The 15,670-nt window shown below is 39.7% G+C and carries 14 protein-coding genes and 4 pseudogenes; all 18 read left to right on the top strand.

Features of this window, described 5'->3' with window-relative positions:
- Positions 1-736 (top strand): annotated as a pseudogene (locus EJK17_RS11520) (hypothetical protein); the annotation flags it as partial.
- Between the two features lie 17 nt (positions 737-753).
- Positions 754-1,065, top strand: a complete 312-nt coding sequence (locus EJK17_RS10090; protein ID WP_127796399.1) for a hypothetical protein — start codon at positions 754-756, stop codon at positions 1,063-1,065.
- Positions 1,062-1,406, top strand: coding sequence for a hypothetical protein (locus EJK17_RS10085; RefSeq protein WP_103661969.1), 345 nt, complete (start codon positions 1,062-1,064; stop codon positions 1,404-1,406). Before EJK17_RS10090 ends, EJK17_RS10085 begins: the two co-directional genes overlap by 4 nt.
- Before the next feature lie 56 nt (positions 1,407-1,462).
- Positions 1,463-1,813 (top strand): hypothetical protein, encoded by a 351-nt coding sequence (locus EJK17_RS10080; RefSeq protein ID WP_103661970.1) that lies wholly within the window; start codon positions 1,463-1,465, stop codon positions 1,811-1,813.
- Positions 1,814-1,878: 65 nt separating this feature from the next.
- Complete coding sequence (locus tag EJK17_RS10070) at positions 1,879-2,472, top strand: hypothetical protein (protein ID WP_103661971.1); 594 nt, start codon at positions 1,879-1,881, stop codon at positions 2,470-2,472.
- Positions 2,473-2,474: 2 nt separating this feature from the next.
- Positions 2,475-2,654 carry a hypothetical protein gene (locus EJK17_RS10065; protein WP_103661972.1) on the top strand — a complete coding sequence of 60 codons (180 nt, stop codon included), beginning with the start codon at positions 2,475-2,477 and terminating at the stop codon, positions 2,652-2,654.
- Positions 2,611-3,018, top strand: coding sequence for a hypothetical protein (locus tag EJK17_RS11655; RefSeq protein WP_201738266.1), 408 nt, complete (start codon positions 2,611-2,613; stop codon positions 3,016-3,018). Before EJK17_RS10065 ends, EJK17_RS11655 begins: the two co-directional genes overlap by 44 nt.
- 210 nt (positions 3,019-3,228) lie before the next feature.
- Positions 3,229-3,690 (top strand): hypothetical protein, encoded by a 462-nt coding sequence (locus EJK17_RS10050; RefSeq protein ID WP_103661974.1) that lies wholly within the window; start codon positions 3,229-3,231, stop codon positions 3,688-3,690.
- A complete protein-coding gene (locus EJK17_RS10045) occupies positions 3,690-4,769 on the top strand; it encodes a glycoside hydrolase family 25 protein (protein WP_103661975.1) in 1,080 nt (359 codons plus the stop codon). The genes EJK17_RS10050 and EJK17_RS10045 overlap by 1 nt, the downstream gene beginning before the upstream one ends.
- A 275-nt stretch (positions 4,770-5,044) precedes the next feature.
- On the top strand, positions 5,045-5,194 hold the full coding sequence (locus tag EJK17_RS11515; protein ID WP_168180791.1) for a hypothetical protein: 150 nt from the start codon (positions 5,045-5,047) through the stop codon (positions 5,192-5,194).
- Positions 5,195-5,352: 158 nt separating this feature from the next.
- A complete protein-coding gene (locus tag EJK17_RS10040; protein ID WP_103661976.1) occupies positions 5,353-5,565 on the top strand; it encodes a helix-turn-helix domain-containing protein in 213 nt (70 codons plus the stop codon).
- A 140-nt stretch (positions 5,566-5,705) separates the two neighbouring features.
- A pseudogene (locus EJK17_RS10035) lies at positions 5,706-6,899 on the top strand (PTS sugar transporter subunit IIC); the annotation flags it as partial.
- Between the two features lie 9 nt (positions 6,900-6,908).
- Complete coding sequence (locus EJK17_RS10030) at positions 6,909-7,355, top strand: DUF3284 domain-containing protein (protein WP_103661978.1); 447 nt, start codon at positions 6,909-6,911, stop codon at positions 7,353-7,355.
- Between the two features lie 13 nt (positions 7,356-7,368).
- A pseudogene (locus tag EJK17_RS11910) lies at positions 7,369-8,166 on the top strand (glycoside hydrolase family 36 N-terminal domain-containing protein); the annotation flags it as partial.
- Between the two features lie 18 nt (positions 8,167-8,184).
- The gene (locus tag EJK17_RS12110; RefSeq protein ID WP_342769187.1) at positions 8,185-8,382 is read left to right on the top strand and encodes an alpha-galactosidase; all 198 of its coding nucleotides are present in this window, start codon (positions 8,185-8,187) and stop codon (positions 8,380-8,382) included.
- A 43-nt stretch (positions 8,383-8,425) separates the two neighbouring features.
- Complete coding sequence (locus tag EJK17_RS11900; RefSeq protein WP_246011981.1) at positions 8,426-9,601, top strand: alpha-galactosidase; 1,176 nt, start codon at positions 8,426-8,428, stop codon at positions 9,599-9,601.
- 253 nt (positions 9,602-9,854) lie between these two features.
- Positions 9,855-14,030 (top strand): annotated as a pseudogene (locus tag EJK17_RS10020) (S8 family serine peptidase); the annotation flags it as partial.
- Between the two features lie 693 nt (positions 14,031-14,723).
- A complete protein-coding gene (locus EJK17_RS12165; RefSeq protein ID WP_103661983.1) occupies positions 14,724-15,422 on the top strand; it encodes an SLAP domain-containing protein in 699 nt (232 codons plus the stop codon).
- The last annotated feature ends 248 nt before the right edge of the window (positions 15,423-15,670 follow it).

The following is a 15,670-nucleotide window of genomic DNA, read 5'->3' as shown; positions in this document are numbered from 1 at the left end:
AGTGCAAGACGCAAAGAACGCCGTGCAGTCTAACTTAGAGGAGGCTAAGAATAACCTAAACGGTGCAATTAGCAATCTCAACAATGGCAAGCTTAATTTTAAAAACGTGTCTGACGGCTACGACCTACTAAGTGACGACAGCTTTTGGGGCGTTATCGAAGTCAATAATGTACAAGGGTTAAAAAACTTACCAAGTGGCATGAACAATAAGAGCTGGATGTATGCTTTTAAGCTTCTTAAAGATGGCTTTGGCACGGTCATGATCTTAGATCAAGATAACCGCATTTGGGTTAACAACAAAAACGGAGGTGTATGGTACGGCTGGAAATCATATGCTAAGCAAGATGACTTAGATGCTTTGCAAAAGCAGTTGCAAAGTCAAATTAGTAAATTTGATCTAAGCAAGCTCAAACTCCGCAAGCAGATGCTGGACAGTAACGGTCAGCCGCAGGACAAGACGTGGAGCGCTACTCCCAATGGCGATGGCACATACACAATTAACTTGTATGATGATGACTGGACGGCTGATAAGCTCGCTCATCTGATCGATCAGGTTAACCAGCAGGCGGCAACGATAACTAGCTTGCAAAACACGGTGATCAACCAAGCCCAAGAGATTAGATACATTAAGGCAAACTATATCGAGGGCAAGCGCTTTAGCAAGTCACAAGAATCTGATGCACAAAACTGGGAGAATCAGAATCCACAGCGCATAGCCTTTATCACTGATAATTAAAGAAAGAAGGTGTAAGCATGGCTTTAGACCATATGCTTTATAACGTTAAAAAATGGGTTAAAACCCTGGTTGGAAGTACGGTGTACATTCCGTTCACTTGTCATTTGTATCAGTTAAATGATTTTGACATGCAGATGAAACAGAGATTTTCCGGCAAGCAGAATCAGTATCAAATTATTGGTGCAAAAGTTTACTACGCCGTTGAATTTAACAATCAAATTTTCTATCTTGATAAAGATGAAATTTTACAAATAGGGGGGGTAAATAGCCTCCTAACCCACGTATATCAAGCTTTGCGGTCACTTTTTAGAAATGAGGTGATCGCATGATTGATCATATCAAATATCAACTCAAAAACTGGTTTAGCGTGGACAACAACACTACAAGCATTAAAGCAAACGGCAAGGAATATTTAGCAAAACCAGACAGTATAATTGTGACAAAAGATTTTGCCGATAGTTCTGGCCTATTATGGAGCAATGGGGCTACTAGCAGTGGTAGTACTGCTGTTGTTAAATGCATTGGCGTTGGTTACACCTCGAGCGGTATGCAAGCAGTCGCTAATAGCGTAGAATTCGGCTATTACTTTATCAACGGCTCTAATGAAATTGATTTTATTTCTACAAAGCGTTCGGAATTCAAGGGAGTAAAATGGGGGGGTACAGCCTAGCCCACATATATCAAGCATTTAAGCAAATCATCACCTGTAGAAAGGTGGTGTTTTAAGTGACCACAGAGATTATGTTTTTAAACCAGGACAAGTTCGTTAACGTCACTCACTATCCAAAGCGAGTAACAATCCCGTCTAAAGTGCCAATTACTGGTCCCTTCCGAGATCAAGGCGGTGGCTTGCGCTGGGAGACTATGAGTGATGTGTCAGGCACAACTTTTTACATGACGGTCATATCCTTTGATGAAAGCAACTATTGGGGCACGTTAAAAGTAAAGGATCAGCCCAGCTTTGAATACACGTCAAGATACAAAGACTGCTTATGGGATAGTTATACTGATCACTATTTTATTGACCAAGGTATTTTTTCGGTACCTAAATCAATGGTTACAGAACTTATATACTGATCAATTTTAAAAATACTTGCACGTAGTGACTCGCTGCGTGCTTTTTTAATGGAAAGGAGCCTACTATGGCTGACGAAACTAACACACCTGTAGCAAGTGCTGAAACTGCTACACAAGAACAAGCAGTAAGCGTAAAGACTTACGTATACTACTACAGTAACCCAGATGGGGCTACTAAAGGCGAACGTTGTCATGAAGTGTTTACTGATACTCCATTTGACGTTGTGCCATGGAGAATGCACAAAGAAGCACCAGCAGAAGGTATGGTTGACCCTGTATGGGACGACAAGCTTAATAACGGTTTGGGTGCATGGAAAGAAAACTCTGGCGATGCACAAGGTCAAATCTTGGCACAAGCACAAGAAACTATTAAGGAATTGCAAGACAAGTCCGACCAACTCGACAAGAAGAGTGTCGAACTTGACCAAGCCAACGCCAAGGTAGACCAAGCTATTGAAGCAGTGAAGAAGGCTCAAAATGTTGGTACTCAACAATCAGGAATGATTACCAAGACGCTTGGTAAGTTGATGGCATCACAAGAAAACACCAACAAGTTAATCATGACCATACAAAAGACCATGATGGGCTTAGCTGTGCCAAAGGCTGACCAACCAACTGCACCAGCAGCACAAGACAAGAACGAAAACGGAGGTAACTAATTATGTTGGAAAGTTTATTTTTAGAAATTTGGGTTATGGACTTTGAATTTGGCTTAGCAGGTGCTGACTACTTCAAAGGTTTAGTAAAGGATGGGAGCTTAACACCAGCGGGATACAAGAAAGTCACAGGTGAAGACTATGTGGCAGAACAAACTCAACCAACACAACCAGCACAAGCTTAGTCGCTGGAACTTTGTTAAAACAGGGCTGCTAATTGCAGCATTGGCGTTGTGCTTCATCGCGGATAGATCATACTTTTTTTATCCACCTAATTTAGCACCAACTTGGAATAACGTTTGGGTTGATATAATCGGCTTAATTGCCGGCTTAATTTTAATCGTGTGCGGTGTTTTTGACATTCACGAGCGATTAGTCATTAAGCTAGGTTTGGGCGTCTCAGTAGCATTTTTAACAGTTCTGCTAGTCGCTGAATCATTCCACGTGATTGGTGCTAATTACTTTAGATTTCACCCCGTAATCATTTTCGAACTTTATGCAATAGCTAACCTTATGCAAGTTGCGTACGAGTATGAGCCACAAAATTGAGAAGGGAGCTGATACACTTGCAGGGTCTTAAAGACGTACTTAGTGTACTAGCTCCTTTTTTGCTGGGCATTTTTACGAGTTATCTAAGTGATAAGAGGACAACAAGACAAGATAGCCATCAATTTCTGAAGGATGATTACAGAATGGTCGTTAAGGAAAATAAGGAATTAAGGCAGGAAAATGAGAAATTACGAAAGGAGTTAAACAAGAATGAATGATTTTTGGGCTACATTTTTGGTGAAAGTGCTTGGCTTGGTGTTGGGCTTTGTCGCAACGGCAGTGCTTGGCTACTTGTCAAAGCACCACGTTAAGATCAAGCTCATGGGGCAAGATATTGACGCGTCACAAGCCATTCAATCTGCAATTAAGATGGCAGTTGAGTGGGGCATCCATAGTGCTGAAACTAACCAAGACTGGCAAGGTAAGGATAAGGAAAAGTACGTTGAAAACTTAGCGGTGCATTTTCTTGAAACACTGCCAATGCCCGTCAAGGACGCTGACAAGTACCGCCCTGAAATTCGAGCTTGCATTGAGGCAACGCTTGCAGGTGCTAAGCTTGCCAAGTCACAAGAGGAAGCATCAGACCCAGCACCAACACCAGTCAAGGTTGACGGCATTGAAGCTGTTGAAGATGCTGACGATGCTGACACCACGAAAAAGGGTGATAAGTAATGGCTCTTAATATCGTGGACCTGTCCAGTAACAACGGTCCAGTTAATTTAGCTGCTCTTAAAAAGGCAGGTGCGGACGGTGTTATTATCAAAGCCACTGAATCAACTTGGTATGTTAACCAATGTTTTGCAGGTCAAGTTAAGCAGGCTGCTAAGCTAGGCTTGCTAGTCGGTGCATATCACTACTCAGACGGTGGTAATGCTACCGCTAATATTGATTTTTACTGGAAAACCATTAAGCCGTATGCTAAATACATTGGCTTGCATGTGCTTGACTATGAGGGCGTTAATATCACTCGTGGCGGTGTGGCACATGCCAAGACGGCATTAGCCCACATGAAGCAACTTACGGGCAAGACACCAGTCATTTACATGGGTTTATCTGATGAAAACTCTTATAACTGGTCAAGTGTCACCGGCTATCCGTTGTGGGTCGCACAGTACAATGACATGTATACGCATTACGGCTTTAAACCACGTTCCATTTATGGCAGCTTACGACATTGGAAGTCAATGAAGATGTTCCAATACAGTTCAACGACTGTAATTGGTGGCTATAAAGTTGATGTTTCAGCATACTACGGCACTAAAGCCGAGTGGAGCAGTAGCAAAGGAAGTGTAACAATGGGCGAACATTGGAAAGCACCCGTAGAATTTGATGATCTAGGGGCATTCAAAGTTATGCAAAAGACCGCCACGTTCTGGTCTGATGCCAACAACGATAAAAAGGTTGGCTCAACTAGTGCTGGTAAGATTTACCGCATTACCAAAGCTAAGGACGGCTTTTACAAAATTGCTAATCATGATCAATGGTTAGACGGCAGAACTGGCGATTTCCATGCCAACCCTGTAGCATACAGCGACACAATTCATGCTAAGATTGTTGTTGTTAAGCCTACCGCAGGGCATAAGGACTTAACCACCAAAGTAGTAGGCAAGACCTTTAAAGTTGGGTCTACGTGGAAGATGTTTGGCTACAAAACATTTAAATCTACGTCCGGTACTACTTGGCACTGGGCTAGAGTTGGTACGGGTAACAACACGTATATCAACCTTGATAAATGCCGAGTTCTGGTATAATGTAGTTAAACCTTGAAAAAAGAACGAAAAGAGACCACTCTGAGGCACTACGCCTTGGGGTGGTCTTTTTTGCGTTTGTGATATAATTTAATTGAGCTGTAATCAGCTCCGTTATTTTATTATTACCGTGTGGGATACAAACTGCACGTAAAATTTTAAATACTTTAAAAGTAAGAGTCGTCCTTTTTGGGCGACTTTTATTTTTTTAGTTTTTTTATTGACATCACTACGTAAGCGTAGTGATATAATAGATGTAAGGAGAAAGGAGGCAAGATATGGCAAAGAAAAGTAATGAAGAAAAAAAGAAGATGCTTGAGATCAAACGTCAGATTGCAAAGTGGACAGCAATTGGCGCTTGGTCAATACCAGCTCTTCCGATTGCTCAAGCAATCTACGCGATTGTAAAGCATCTTCTTCGTAATTAGCAATACAAAGGCAAGAGGTCAGGCCTCTTGTTTTTTGCCATATCTAATTTTATCATGTTTATTTTTAAAGATAAAAGATATTCTAAGTATGCTAAAAGCATTAAATGGGCTTTAATCACTGGTGTAATAGCTTGGTTAATTTATGGAGTAATTAGTTCATGGTTAGGATAAATCTGGATACTCCCGACATTATGGATGCACAAGAAGCATCTAAAATTTGGGGACATGCTGAAAATTATGTAAGACTGTTTTACCAACAGAATCCTAATAAGTTTCCAAAAGGAACTATTAGAAAGATTGGTAGACAATGGGTAGTTACCACAGAGGGGATGGAAGCCATTACTGGTGAAAAAGACCCTAGGAAGAAATAAGAAAAGCCAGTCGATACTAAGAAGTCGACTGGCTTTTTACGTAAAAAGTACGTAAAAAATTGATACTTTATTATGCATGATTGATTTTTCAAAGAACGAGATCAGCATAACGAATGGCATTATAAAGCATTGATTTTCTAACTAGGATTGGGTCCATCATGGTAATTTTACAGAATTTACCGCAAACCTTCGGCTTTGCTGGTTTCTTACCAAAGGGAGTCTTGGATTTTCTAAACAATTTCTTTGCTCCAGTTGGGAACGCCACAATGAACATTTCAGCCATGTTTATTGCCTTCGGTGTAGCTTATCAATTGGCTGGTAAATATAAACAACCAAAGGTCTTTGCCGGTGCTGTTTCCTTATCATGTTTCTTAATGTTGACTTTAGTCGGAACTGATAAAACTCAAGGTGCCTTCTTCCCAATTCAGCAATTAGGTGCTCAAGGGATGTTCGTAGCGATTATTACTGCTTTAGTTTCTTGTGAAATTTACTGCCGGATTAGTCGGGCAAATATCACTATTAAATTACCTGATTCAGTTCCACCAATGATTGGTCAATCCTTCGTTGCCATCATTCCTGGTGCGGCGCCACTTTTCTTATTCAACTGTATTCGGTACATCTTCACTTACACTTCATACAAAGATGCAATTGACTTTGTTTATAAAGTTTTGCAACAACCATTGATGGGGTTAGGCGATACTTTGCCAGCTGTTTTGATTGCGGTCTTCTTCATGCAATTATTCTGGTGGTTCGGGATTCATGGTACTTTATTGGTCGACTCAATTATCCAACCAATCATGGATTCTTTAGCATTACAAAACTATAATGCCTACCGTAATGGCATCGATGCCGGTCATTTACCACACATTATTAATACGACCTTCATGGGTGTCTTTGTCATGCAAGTTTTGCAACTGGGGATTGCTTTAGTCTTTGCCTTCTGGTTAGCTAAATCTGCGCGAATGAAAACGACGATGAAGACGGTCTTAGTACCATCAATTTTCAATGTTTCTGAACCAATGACTTATGGTTTGCCAGTTGTTCTGAACCCATTGATTTTCATTCCTTGGATTTTAGCACCAATGGCCTCAACTTTAATTTCTTATGTTGCCATCGCAATCGGTTTGGTACCTCGTCCAATTGGAGCGACTGTTGTTTGGTCAATGCCAATCTTCATTTCTGGTTGGCTTGGAACTGGTTCAATTGCTGGTGCGATCTTGCAATTAGTTGACGTGGTAGTTATGACTGTCATCTTTATTCCATTCTTAATGGTCTTAGATAAGTCATACTTGAAGGACGAACAAGCGCAAATGGCTAAGGAAACTGCAGAGTAGGTGTAGAAAATGAGAGCCGATACTTTAACTTATCGCTATTTTTATCAAGCTAGTCCACAAAAATTGTTTCAGACTTTGCTTGATCAACAGTTGAAATACTTTCAAGCTCATGATGCTAAGATCAAAAACTTACATGTGGGTGATGAAATTCAGACCACTTTAAAAACTAAATTGCAGAAGCTTGATTCAGTGATCCGGATGAAAATTACCAAAATCGATCCCGGGCGTGAGTTTCAACTGCAAACTTTGCAGTCTCATAATCATACGATTACCCAGACTTTTAAATTTGAAAAAAGTCCAAATGGTCGCAATCAATTACTGTATTCTGAACAGACGAATGTGCAAACGGTTCGCGGACAAAGTTACTTTTTCTTAGCAGCTTTACTGTATAAGTTCTTTTACAATCGTGGCATGAAAAAGCGGCTTCAGTATTTGGATCAATTGGCTTTAAGTTAAGGGAGGTGAGAAAATGATTGATCAAATTGCTAACAAGTATTTTTACCTCCATAATGGGCAGGTTAGTTACTTGTTCTATGTAATGGAAAATGGTCAATTAGGCCACTTGTACTACGGAAAAGATCTGGGTAAATTGACGTCAGCTGATCTGAAATACATGAATATTCATGATAATAAATCATCTGGTACAGTGAAGTATTCCCCTGAGATTAATAACTTTTCTTTGGCGGACCGCATGCAAGAGTACCCTGTTTATGGGACGTCAGATTTTCGCGAGGGTGCCTTAAGCATTGAATGCCAGGATGAGGTTTTCTATCCTAATTTTGTTTACCAAGATTATGAAATTACGGATCCAAGCCACGAAAGTTAGCTTTTCCAAGTAGTTATGTGGAAAAAGGCGAGTCAGAAACTTTAGCTGTGCACTTGGTCGATCCTGATCATCAACTAAGTTTGACATTGTACTATAACCATTTTTAAAAATAGTTCCGCCATTGTACGGCGTGCAGCTGTAAAGAACCAAGGGCAACAGACAATTAAATTACAAAACATGCAGAGTACCGTCTTGTCTTTACCAGATTCAGACTACGACTTTTTACAATTATCTGGCGCTTGGTTAAAAGAGCGGCATATTATGACTCGGCCACTAGCGCAAGGCATTACCAAAGTTGAATCCTTACGTGGAGCTTCAAGTCACCAAGAAAATCCCTTTATTGCTTTGGTGAGCCACGATACGACTTTAAATCAAGGACGGATTTTTGCTAGCAACTTAATTTATTCCGGTAATTTCACTAGTCAAGTCGAGGTTGATGAATGGGGCACTAGCCGGTTAATGACGGGAATTAATCCTGCCACTTTTACCTGGCAATTAAAGCAGGGCGAGAGTTTTACTAGCCCAGAAGCTGTCCTATTCTACACTGATGCAGGCTATAACGGCTTGATGGCGCAAACTCATCATTTTGTTAAAAATCATATTATTGATCGCAAGTGGCAGCATGCTAAGCGTCCAATTGTAATTAATTGTAATTAATAGTTGGGAAGCTTATGTCTTTGACTTTAATGAGGAAAAACTATTGCAGTTGGCCCGTGAAGGTAAAGATTTAGGGATGGAATGCTTCGTCTTAGATGACGGCTGGTTTGGTCATCGGGATAATGATCGGTCATCTTTAGGCAACTGGACTGTTAATCAAAAGAAGTTTCCACATGGCTTAGCACACTTTAGTGAGCAATTACATGCGATGGGGATGCAATTTGGCTTGTGGTTTGAACCCGAAATGGTGTCGCCTGATACGGCTTTATATCACGACCATCCTGACTGGGTAGTGCAACATCCATATCCACGGGTAAGTATTGCTCGTGGCCAGTATGTATTAGACTTTGCCAATCCGGAAGTGGTTGAAAATATTTATCAGCAAATAGTAAAAATTCTGCGGACTTGTCAGGTTGATTACGTCAAATGGGACATGAACCGCAATATTACTGAGGCTTATTCAGCCTATTTGAAACAGCAAGGCTTACCACAAGGTGAGTTCTTCCACCGCTACATCACCGGTGTTTATCACTTGTATGCCAAACTTTTGCAGGCCTTTCCTGATCTATTAATCGAAGGCTGTGCTAGTGGTGGTGGCCGCTTTGATCTCGGAATTTTGTATTATAGTCCGCAAATCTGGCCAAGCGATGATAGTGATGCGGCCGAACGAATCGACATTATGACTGGAACTTTGCTAGCATATCCTCTCTCAACTTTCAGTAACCACGTTTCAGCAGTTCCTAATAGTCAGGTTCGCCGCAACACTAGTTTGAAGTTTCGCCAAGATCTTGCCAGCTTTGGTCCGCTGGGTTATGAGCTCGATTTGAATCAACTCTCCTCTGATGAAAAAGAGCAAATCAATGACCAAATTGACTGGTATAAAAAACGGCGCCAACTGTTAGTTAACGGTACTTTCCGGCAACTTATCTCCCTTAAAGATAAAAATAAGTTTGCCTGGGAAGTAGAAGCAGGCTCTAACCAAATGGTGGGCTTCTTCCGTAAGTTAGCTAAGCCAAATGAGGCACTAGATCAATACTTTTCTCTCCCTAATTCAAATAATATGCAAACTTATTCAATTAATCATGATCTAGTAGTTAGTGGGCGCGTTTTGAAGAATTTCGGCTTGCGCGAGCCATATCAGTTCAATGGATCAAATGGTGATACCGCTCAGGTAAGTGATGATTTTCAGTCATACTTGTATGAAATCAAGCAAGTATAAATAATTCTTTTCACAAAAATCCTTTAAATTCAAAAAAGCATCTAATCAAGGAATGGCATTTTAGTTGATTAGGTGCTTTTTTGTGAATTCTTATTTCTATTTGTGGTTACAAAATAATATTAAAATTAAAAATCTGAAATAAAATTTAAAATATTTCGTTGACTCTTAATATTTTAGCGTGCTATTATTATGACAATTTCATATATGAAAGTCGATAAACACTAGTATTAAACCATATTTGGAGGATAGCAAGATGAAAGAATTATCCGATCATAATTCAGACCAATTCGTTTATCTTAATCGTTCTAAGAAACGATTAGATAACTTAGAATCACACACTAATTCTAAGTTTTTGCAAACTTTAGGCAAAAAGTGGGCTAAAGCTGCGATTGTTACTTTAGCTTCTGGATCAGCCATCTTGTTTTCAGCAAACAGAGTAAAAGCTGATGAAGTAGATCAAAATCAAGCAACTAACGTTCAACAAGAAAATCAAGATCAAAATACAGAACAAAGTCAGACTCAAAATAATAACCAAGCTAATGCAGAAAATTCTGGTCAACAAAATAATGATGACCAGCAAGCGGATACTCAAGCTGATGATGCCCAAACTGCAGATAAAGCTGGTCAAAAAGATGCAAATGGCGTCGAATTACCTGCTAATAACCAAGATCACGTTAAAGGAAATGTTCAAGATGCATGAGATCAAGGTTATAGCGGTGAACACATGGCAGTAGCGGTCATTGACTCAGGAATTGACGTTGACCACAAAGATTTCCAAACTATGCCTAAAGATCCAAAGTTAACTGCGGATGAAATGAAAGAAAAGATCAAAGAGTTGGGCTATGGTCGTTACGTGAACGAAAAGATTCCATATGCTTACAACTATGTTGACAATGAAAATGAGCATTTAAAGGGACCTGACAATGAACCACACGGACAACACGTTTCTGGAACAATTGCCGCAGACGGTCATCCTGATGGTGACAATGAATATGTTGTTGGGGTTGCACCACAAGCACAATTACTTCACCTTAAGGTATTCGGCGACACTACCACTTCCTTAGATCTTGCAAAAGAAATTTATGACGCCGTCAACTTAGGTGCTGATGTCATCCAAATGTCACTTGGTGGTGGAGTTTCTGCTGCCGATTTAAACAGCGCAGATCAACGTGCAGTACAATACGCAATTGATCATGGTGTCATTGTTTCAATTTCAGCTTCTAACAACGGTAACTCAGCTTCTGTTGATAATCCAAGTAAGATTACTGATTTGACAGATTACCAACCAGGTGGTGAAAGAGGTAACTACTTACCATTTAGTTCAAGTACAGTAGCTAACCCTGGTGCTGCTAGGGGTGCGATTACTGTTGCTGCAGAAAATTCTGGTTTAGGTAAAAACAGTGATATGGCTTCTTTCACGTCTTGGGGTCCATTACCTGATTACACCCTTAAGCCTGATATCTCAGCTCCTGGGGTAGATGTCATTTCAACTGCCAATGATAATGGCTACACTACTATGAGTGGTACTTCAATGGCTGGCCCATTTGTTGCCGGTGCTGCCACTTTGGTAAAACAAAGATTATTGAAGACAAATCCTGAATTGAAAGGTGCAGCTTTAGTTGAAGCAGTTAAGGCTTTATTGATGAACACTGCAGTTCCACAAACACAATATGGGTTTGATACGCCGGTTTCTCCAAGAAGACAAGGTGCTGGTCAAATTAATGTTGGTGCAGCAACTAAATCTCAAGTTTATGTTACTGCTGCAAATGGCACTGGTTCATTGAGTTTACGCCAAATCAAGGATGGTTCAGAATTTGAATTAACTTTCCATAACTTATCTAATCAAGCACAAGCTTTCACCTTTGATGATATGGGTGGCGGTTTTACTGAAATTAGAGATGAAGACACTGGTTTATTCCATGATGTCCAACTGGCAGGTGCTAGTGTTTTTGGAGAAAATACTGTTGAATTAGCAGCTAATGAAACTAAGACAGTTAAATATGTTCTGAATCTTGCTGGTTTAAAGAATAATCAATTAGTTGAAGGCTTTTTGAACTTCAAGAGTAATAACGGTGGCGTCGACCTTTCTGTACCATACTTAGGTTACTATGGTGACATGACTAGTGAAGACGTCTTTGACCAGAATGCCAATGACGCTGCTCCAGATATTCAAGGTAATCATTTAGTTAACGAAGATAGTTACCCTCGTGGGATTGCTGATGAAGAATCATTAAAAGCTTTAGTTAATGTTGATGGAACTTACAACTGGAAAGAAGTTGCTAAGTTATATGAAAGTGGGAAAGTTGCCTTTTCACCAAATAATAATCAAAAGAGTGACTTGCTGAAACCAGTTGCCTACTTGAAGCAGAATTTAGAAGACTTAAAGGTCGAAATCCTTGATGCCAATGGTAATGTTGTGCGCGTTTTGTCAGATAATCATGGCCCAGAAAAATCATACCATGATGATCATAATGGCATGATGGATTTAAGCAGTACTGTTAATAATTCAGATACGCTTGAATGGGATGGTAAGCTTTACGACAAGACGACTGGTAAGATGGTGGTTGCTTCAGATGGTCAATACACTTACCGTTTTGTTGCCACTTTGTACAATAATGGTGAACACAAAGTTCAAACTAACGATACACCAGTTATCATTGATACTACTGCTCCAGTTTTGAGCAACGTCCAATACGATGCATCAACCTTTACTTTATCAGGTGATTATGCTGATGCAGGAGCTGGCTTTACTGACTACTCATATGCAACTGTAACAGTTAACGATCACGTCTTTGGTTTCAAATTAAATGATGGTGCTAAGTCAAACTTTGATAATGCTGATAAGACTAAAGGGCACTTTGTCTTCGTTTTAACTCCTGAAGAGCAAGAAGCTTTAACTAGTGCTGCTAACAAAGTTACTGTTGCCTTCAGCGATGTAGCAGATAACACTGCAACGCAAACTTTCGATGTTGCACCTGTTACTGGTCATAAGAAGATTGCTGTCTGGAATGCTGTTAATGGTTTACCATTTAATGAAAACTCTGATGACTACAATGCTGATCGTAAAGTATTTATGCTTCGCGGTGGCGCTGACCATGACTTCTACGTAAATGGTAAATGGGTTCAAGTTGATCAAGGCCAATTCGTTTTACCAGTTAGTGTTGATGAACAAAACTTTGTCTTTAGTTCAGATCAAGCTGGTAAAAATGTTTTAGGTAAATTCACTACCTTTACTCCTAAGGCTAATTTTGCATGGCAACATGTTGATGGTGAAGAAAGATCATTTGGTGCTCACGTCTACTCAGTAGAAGGTGAAAATCCACAAGATATTGTCGTTCAAGCTGCAGTGCCAAAGGGTGATAATGTCAAAGCCTTTGCCAAGGATTACTTTACTCATGAAGTTTACACTGGTGAAGTTCATGATGGGGTTGCTACTTTCCACATCCATACAAGTATCAATAAGGATGATGCAACTGGTATTTACTTGCGTGCTCTTCTTCAAGGTTGGGTTGAAATCGATGGTCCAACTTTCAATGCTAAGCAAGTAACCGATCCAACTCCAATTAACGATGCTAACTACTTGGGTGTTTACTACAATCCACATGCTGAAGAGAGAAAGAATTACACTGATCGTGATGATCTTGGCGTAGATTTCAAAGACGAAGCAGCGGATGCGGATTCCTTCGGACCAGGGGATCATTCAAGTTCAACTGATGATGCTAAGATCCACTTTGACTACTTAAACAATAATGGTATTTCTGCATTAGGTAATGAAGCTATCGAAAATGGATACTATGATCCAGAAACTCATAAGTTTACCGTCACTGGTCAAGTTGATCCTTCAGTAATTAGTTTAACTTTCTTAGCTGATAGTCCATATGAAGTAGCTCCAGAAAACCAAGCAGATATTCATAATAATGGTAAGTTCTCAGTAACTTTCACTATTAATAATCCTGCAACTCGTCAATTGTCATACATCCTTAAAACTAATGATGGTAAAACTACACGTGGTTCTGTCACTTTAGTTCTTGATACTGTTGTTCCAACTCTTACCGTGGATCAAATGGGTGATCAAGACGAAGTTGAAATTACTACAAATAAACCAACTTTCAAGTTATCTGGTGAAGCCAATGATAACGTTGATGGCTACAACGTATTTATCAATGGTGATAATGTCTTTGGTCAATTTGGTAATTCTGGCTACGATTACCTTCCTGGTATTTATAACGATCCAGACCAAAAGACACCTAACTTGTATGGTTCATACAAATTTGACCAAGAAGAAAAATTAGATGATCAAAATGGTCAACCAACTACTCATGTCTTTACTGTTGAAGTAGTAGATCAATTTGGCAATAAGGCACAAAAGAAGATTACGGTTCATTATGATCCTAGCTATGTTGCAGAACCTGCTAATGATGATAAGAAGGGTGACCAAGCAGGAGCACAACCAGGTGAAGATCAAAAGCCAAATGACAATAAGCAAGACCAACATGATAATCAACCTGTAGATAATCCAAGTGGTGACGATCACAAGGATAATCAAGATCAATCTGGTGAAGAACAAAAACCTGAAAATGGCCAAGCAAGTGGTCAACCTGCTGACAAGTCAAATAACACTGATGATAATCAATCTACTGAGAATCCGGATCAAGGTAAGACTGACGCAAATCAACCAAGTGATAACGATCAATCAGCTGCTAAGCCAGGCAATGATGGTCAAAATGAAGGTCATGATGATAGTCAATCTGGTCAAGAACAAAAACCAAATGCCGGTCAAGATCAATCTGCCGACAAGTCAGGGGATGCTAGCGGCGATCAATCATCAGAACAAACAGGTAAGACTGATGCAGATCAATCAAGTGGTAATGATCAATCAGCTGCTAAGCCAGGCAATGAAGATCAAAGCCAAAAGCCTAATGATGACAAGAATGATAATCAAGCGGGCTCACACTCTGAGCAAGAACAAAAGCCAAGTGAAGGTAACGGTGAACAAGCTAACCCTGTAACTAAGCCAAATACTGATGATCAAAGTGCTGATAATGCAGACAATAATAGCCAAAATCAACCTGCTAACAAGCCAGATCAAGAGAAACAACCAAGTGGTGGTGACGATCATAGCGTGGAAGTTTCAACTAATCCAGTTCAAACTGAACAACCAAGCCAAGGTGACGACCAAAGTCAGGTTGCTTCAAATGAACCAGTTAACAGTAATGGTGCAGATTCTCAACCAGTAGCAAATCAAGCTAGTCCAAGTAATGATAATGTTCAAAGTCCTGTGACTGAACCAGCCACTTCAGCTTCAGGTAATGAACAAAAGAATCAATCTGAACAAGTTCCTGCAGACAACTCTTCAGTAGATGTACATCAACCTAAGGCTACTCAAGACAAGTCACAATTAAAGAAGTTCAGATTAGCTAAGAATGCATGTGGTTACACTTCAAAGGGCAAAGTTGCTAAAAAGCACGGTAACGGTAAGAAGTTGCTCTTTAAGAAAGGTAAGTACTTACTTGCTTGGAATAATGGTAAGGTTGTGACTATTAAGGGTCATAAGTACTACCAAGTTGCTAAGAATGTATTCGTTAAAGTTTCAAGTACTAAACCGGTTAAAGCCTTGAAATTAGTTTTAACGAAGGATACTTTTGTATACAACAAGCAAGGCAAGCGTGTTAAGTACAATGGTCACCGTGTACTTAAAAAAGGTAAAAGTCTCTCAGTTCTAAATAATGGCAAAGTTGTGATTATTAAGGGTAAGCAATTCTATCAAGTTGGTAAGAATCAATTTGTTGAAGTCGCTAACGCTAAATTAGTCAGAAAATAGAAAAAGAAGAGCAATGGGTCAAAAGGATCCATTGCTTTTCGTAGTGTATTTATAAAGATAAAAGCATCTAATCAATGAATGGCATTTTAGTTGATTGGATGCTTTTTTACTAGGATTTAATGTAAGCGTCAAAAACTGAAGTATATTGAAAAAGCGGTCTAGCTTTGATACAGAGTGTATCTGCTAGGCCGCTTTAGTATGCTTCTCTTTTGTTTTACATACTTTCTGAACTTCTTTTGTCCATGGTA

Origin of the sequence: Lactobacillus xujianguonis (assembly GCF_004009905.1) — a bacterium.
In the GTDB taxonomy this organism is placed as follows: Bacteria; Bacillota; Bacilli; order Lactobacillales; family Lactobacillaceae; genus Lactobacillus; species Lactobacillus xujianguonis.
Note: the sequence above shows the minus strand (reverse complement) of the source record. Positions and strands in the feature narration are given on the sequence as shown.

Excerpts from the sequence above, each read along its gene's own strand:
- EJK17_RS10090 (WP_127796399.1), top strand. The coding sequence starts at position 754 with ATGGCTTTAGACCATATGCTTTATAACGTTAAAAAATGGGTTAAAACC.
- EJK17_RS10085 (WP_103661969.1), top strand. The coding sequence starts at position 1,062 with ATGATTGATCATATCAAATATCAACTCAAAAACTGGTTTAGCGTGGAC.
- EJK17_RS10070 (WP_103661971.1), top strand. The coding sequence starts at position 1,879 with ATGGCTGACGAAACTAACACACCTGTAGCAAGTGCTGAAACTGCTACA.
- EJK17_RS10065 (WP_103661972.1), top strand. The coding sequence starts at position 2,475 with ATGTTGGAAAGTTTATTTTTAGAAATTTGGGTTATGGACTTTGAATTT.
- EJK17_RS11655 (WP_201738266.1), top strand. The coding sequence starts at position 2,611 with ATGTGGCAGAACAAACTCAACCAACACAACCAGCACAAGCTTAGTCGC.
- EJK17_RS10050 (WP_103661974.1), top strand. The coding sequence starts at position 3,229 with ATGAATGATTTTTGGGCTACATTTTTGGTGAAAGTGCTTGGCTTGGTG.
- EJK17_RS10045 (WP_103661975.1), top strand. The coding sequence starts at position 3,690 with ATGGCTCTTAATATCGTGGACCTGTCCAGTAACAACGGTCCAGTTAAT.
- EJK17_RS11515 (WP_168180791.1), top strand. The coding sequence starts at position 5,045 with ATGGCAAAGAAAAGTAATGAAGAAAAAAAGAAGATGCTTGAGATCAAA.
- EJK17_RS10040 (WP_103661976.1), top strand. The coding sequence starts at position 5,353 with ATGGTTAGGATAAATCTGGATACTCCCGACATTATGGATGCACAAGAA.
- EJK17_RS10030 (WP_103661978.1), top strand. The coding sequence starts at position 6,909 with ATGAGAGCCGATACTTTAACTTATCGCTATTTTTATCAAGCTAGTCCA.
- EJK17_RS12110 (WP_342769187.1), top strand. The coding sequence starts at position 8,185 with ATGACGGGAATTAATCCTGCCACTTTTACCTGGCAATTAAAGCAGGGC.